The sequence below is a fragment of the Hymenobacter edaphi genome (genome assembly GCF_003258365.1).
Classification (GTDB): domain Bacteria; phylum Bacteroidota; class Bacteroidia; order Cytophagales; family Hymenobacteraceae; genus Solirubrum; species Solirubrum edaphi.
The window spans coordinates 1-1,179 of sequence record NZ_QHKM01000028.1 but is presented as its reverse complement, the minus strand read 5'-3'; the positions used below and the strand labels follow the sequence as shown (position 1 = coordinate 1,179).

Sequence of the window (1,179 nt, the reverse complement as noted above, 5' to 3'; positions counted from 1 at the left end):
CACAACCCGTTTTGACCAGGTAGCGCAGGGCGTTGAACACGTCGCGCAACGCATGTTCGCGGTGCGGTGCGTCTTCGCGTACCAGGGCCAAATACGGCGCGACAAACATCCATTCCGCATCTGATACGTCGCTGGGGTAGCCTTTGCGTTGAGCCATCCCCCAAATTACGCTACCAGTCCATAACAGGCTCTAGGGCGCAAACAGAAACGAGCCAGTAAGTTGCGAGCGGAGTTCCTAGGCTCCGTTCGCATTATGGTTGACGGCTATCAACCCCTTACTGACTCGCAGTAGCAAGGTATCACGCCGTGGCTGCCGCTGCAACGCAAACGGCGGCTGAGTTTGCGCACGGTGGTGGACGCGTTGCGCTACGTGTGCCGCTCGGGCTGCCAGTGGCGCTGCTTGCCAGCCGCGTTTCCGCCCTGGCCAGCAGTGTGTTACTACTTCCGCCGGTGGCAGCAGGACGGCACGCTACAGCGCTTGAACCGCGCCCTGAACGAAGCAGACCGGCAAGCCCAGGGGAAGGCGGCCACGCCCGTGGTGCTCTGCCTCGACAGCCAAAGCATCAAACTGGCCCCGCGCATCGCCGAGCACCGCGGCACGGACGGGGGCAAGTGCGTGAATGGGCGCAAACGCCAACTGCTCGTGGACCGACAGGGCCGCGTTTAGGCCTGCTGCGCGCACGCGGCCAACTTGCACAACAGCCGCGGTGCGGCCCCGCTCTTGCTGCAGCGGCGCCCTGGGGCTCGCGCCTGACCACGATGGTGACCGACCGCGCCTACCGCGGCCGCTTCACGGAAGGATTGCTGGCCCGCGGGCTGCGCCACGAGGTCAGCAGCCGGCCGCCTTCGGCCCGCGGCTTCGTGCCGGTCGGGCCGCGCTAGGTGGTGGAACGTTCTTTTGGCTGGCTCAACTTCTTTCGGCGTGTGGTAATGGACTACGAGTACACGCCCGAAAGCCACGCCGCCTGGATTCTCTGGGCCAACGTCACGCTCTGCATCAACAGACTACCTTGAACTTCCAAATACGCTCTAAGGCAAACCCATGTGCGCGTAGGCGGGCCGCGGGGGGGGGCTGTAAACGCGAGCAGCCCCGCGGTCCGGGTAAGGGACCAGCGGGGCTGCAGGCGTGATAAGGTTGGCGGCGACCGACTCTCCCGCCGGCGAAGGCAGTACCATAGG

The 1,179-nt window shown here is 65.0% G+C and carries 3 protein-coding genes; all 3 read left to right on the top strand.

Annotation, left to right across the window (positions count from 1 at the left end):
* Positions 1–298 precede the first annotated feature (298 nt).
* Positions 299–667: a transposase gene (locus tag DLM85_RS24755; RefSeq protein WP_111480869.1), complete on the top strand. Its 369-nt coding sequence runs from the start codon at positions 299–301 to the stop codon at positions 665–667.
* Positions 668–759: 92 nt separating this feature from the next.
* Complete coding sequence (locus DLM85_RS26265; protein ID WP_279387756.1) at positions 760–882, top strand: hypothetical protein; 123 nt, start codon at positions 760–762, stop codon at positions 880–882.
* A gap of 3 nt (positions 883–885) precedes the next feature.
* Positions 886–1,014 carry a hypothetical protein gene (locus DLM85_RS26260; RefSeq protein ID WP_279387755.1) on the top strand — a complete coding sequence of 43 codons (129 nt, stop codon included), beginning with the start codon at positions 886–888 and terminating at the stop codon, positions 1,012–1,014.
* The last annotated feature ends 165 nt before the right edge of the window (positions 1,015–1,179 follow it).

What these genes read in the sequence shown, in the direction of transcription:
- DLM85_RS26265 (WP_279387756.1), top strand. Translation starts at nt 760, where the DNA reads ATGGTGACCGACCGCGCCTACCGCGGCCGCTTCACGGAAGGATTGCTG.